This window comes from Rhizobium sp. P1_E1 (assembly GCF_056406015.1).
Genome location: NZ_JBFUAY010000420.1, coordinates 1 through 2,236 on the forward strand (window position 1 = coordinate 1; position 2,236 = coordinate 2,236).

Genomic DNA, 2,236 nt, shown 5'->3' on the forward strand with positions numbered 1-2,236 from the left:
CCCGCAAACACTTAGAGGGATAAAATACCGGACCGAAGAATCCTAAAGCGTGTCACGAAGCCGACAAAGGTGACGACAATGTCGTACATATGTCGTGAGGGTCCTGAAGAGGCCGCGGAATAGAAGCGCCAATGTGCAAGCAATTCTTGGTCGAATGAGCCGCACTTGATGCAAATGCTGGCAATGGAAAGCGGCGCGGTGCTCTAGCGAAATCGTTTGCGGTTAAAAATCTCGCAAGCAGTGTTGCACCCCTGCCAAGCGCATGCAGCCACCCGTGTCGCAAACCTGACAAAGCTGTCGCACTGTCGACTACTAGCCAACCCGATTCCCCCCGAAATCCGCCAGCTAATCACCGCGCAATCGGCTTGGCACGACGAGTGCTAGGACCGACCGAGACACCTTGACGACTCGACGCTCTCTAACCACGCGGTGGCCAATCACCTGATAGCCAACCGGCTGAACTGGAAGGCTGGCTGACGACAGGACGGATGACGTGGATCATGCTTGGACCGTCGTCGTGAGAGTACCTGCGTGCCTGCGCGTCAACATTCACCAAAGGAGCCCCCATGCGTATCGACTCGATTTCGATTGGCAAGAACCCGCCGGACGACGTGAATGTCATTGTCGAGGTGCCGGCCGGCGGCCAGCCGATTGAGTATAAAATGAACAAGGAATCCGGTGCACTCGTCGTCGAACGCTTCCTCTCCACGCCGATGGCCTATCCGGGCAATTATGGCTTTGTGCCGCACACGATGTCAGAAGATGGCGATTCGATCGACGTCCTGATAGTAGACACTCGACCACTCGTTGAGCGCTGCGTTATAAATGTGCGTCCGATAGGTGTTCTGGTCATGGAAGAGAATGGTCGCAAGGACGAGAAGATAATCGCCGTGCCGATGGCGAATTTGACGCGCCTCTACGACAAGGTTAGGGACTACACCGACCTGCCGGAAATCTCCCTGAAGCAGATCGAGTACTTCTTCTCGTACTACAAAGATCTGAAGCCCGGCGAGTGGGTGAAGATAGCCGGCTGGAAGGACGTCAATGTCGCCAAAAAGATGATTCTTGAGGCGGCCGGCCGCTACAATTCGAAAACCTGATTGGCAATCGGGAGACCCGCGAGGGGTCGTCGACGGCCGAAGCGGAGCAGGCTAAGTCACAGGATTATGGACAACCAATAACCAAGCACTGGCCCATAGTTCCATAAGTATGCTTACGCCACTTCTTTATGTAGCCGGGTACATTCTATTTCCAAGTGCGACATGCCAGTAATTTCAATGGCTTCACTTTGGAGATTTTGGCATGTCTCGATGCTATACGCAGATCACCCTCGCCGATCGCCGACGCCTGCATCACATGGTGGCGGCAAAAGTTCCGGTAAACGAGATGGCACGTCAGCTTGGCCGTCATCGTTCGACGATCTATCGCGAGATCCGACGCAACACGTTTCGCGATCGCGAACTACCGGACTATGACGGTTATTACAGCACCGTTGCGAACGATACTGCCAAGGACCGACGTCGCCGGCTGAGAAAGCTGCGGCGCCACTCGACGTTGCGCACAGAGATCATCAACCAGTTGGAGGCTCGCTGGTCGCCGGAACAGATTGCCGGACGCCTGCTGTCGGACGGCCTCAGTCGTATTCGCGTTTKCAAGGAGACAATCTATCGCTTCATCTACAGCAAGGAAGATTATGGGCTTGGTCTCTATCAGTATCTACCAGAGGCACGCCGAAAACGTCGTCCAATGCGCTCCAGGAAGCCGCGCGACGGTGCGTTTCCAGCCACGCACCGCATATCCCAACGGCCTGATTTTGTTGGAGATAGATCACGGTTTGGCCATTGGGAGGGCGACCTCCTCATCTTCGATCGCCCACTCGGGCATGCCAATGTCACCACTCTCGTGGAGCGCAAGAGCCGCTATACCGTTCTCATCAAGAATCCGAGCCGGCACTCGCGCCCAATCATGGACAAGATCATCAGAGCGTTTTCTCCTTTACCGGCGTTCGCGCGTCAAAGCTTCACATTCGATCGCGGTACCGAGTTTGCCGGGTTTAGGGCTTTGGAAGAAGGGATCGGTGCGTGCAGTTGGTTTTGCGACCCAAGTGCGCCTTGGCAAAAAGGGACCGTCGAGAACACCAACAAGCGCATTCGACGCTTCATGCCAGGCACCACAGATCTGGCAGTTGTGTCGCAACGCGACCTTCTCCACCTCACGCGTCATGTCAACGATCAAC

General features: G+C 55.4%; 2 protein-coding genes. Both read left to right on the forward strand.

Annotated features, from left to right (window positions below; genetic code table 11):
• Positions 1 to 566: 566 nt before the first annotated feature.
• Positions 567 to 1,100, forward strand: a complete 534-nt coding sequence (ppa, locus tag AC1D1Z_RS36555) for an inorganic diphosphatase (RefSeq protein ID WP_477853703.1) — start codon at positions 567 to 569, stop codon at positions 1,098 to 1,100.
• 202 nt (positions 1,101 to 1,302) lie between these two features.
• The coding region (locus AC1D1Z_RS36560; RefSeq protein ID WP_477853705.1) for an IS30 family transposase at positions 1,303 to 2,236 on the forward strand (934 nt) is incomplete at its 3' end.

Bases quoted from the DNA above. Each gene is read 5' to 3' on its own strand.
- ppa (WP_477853703.1), top strand. From the start codon at position 567: ATGCGTATCGACTCGATTTCGATTGGCAAGAACCCGCCGGACGACGTG.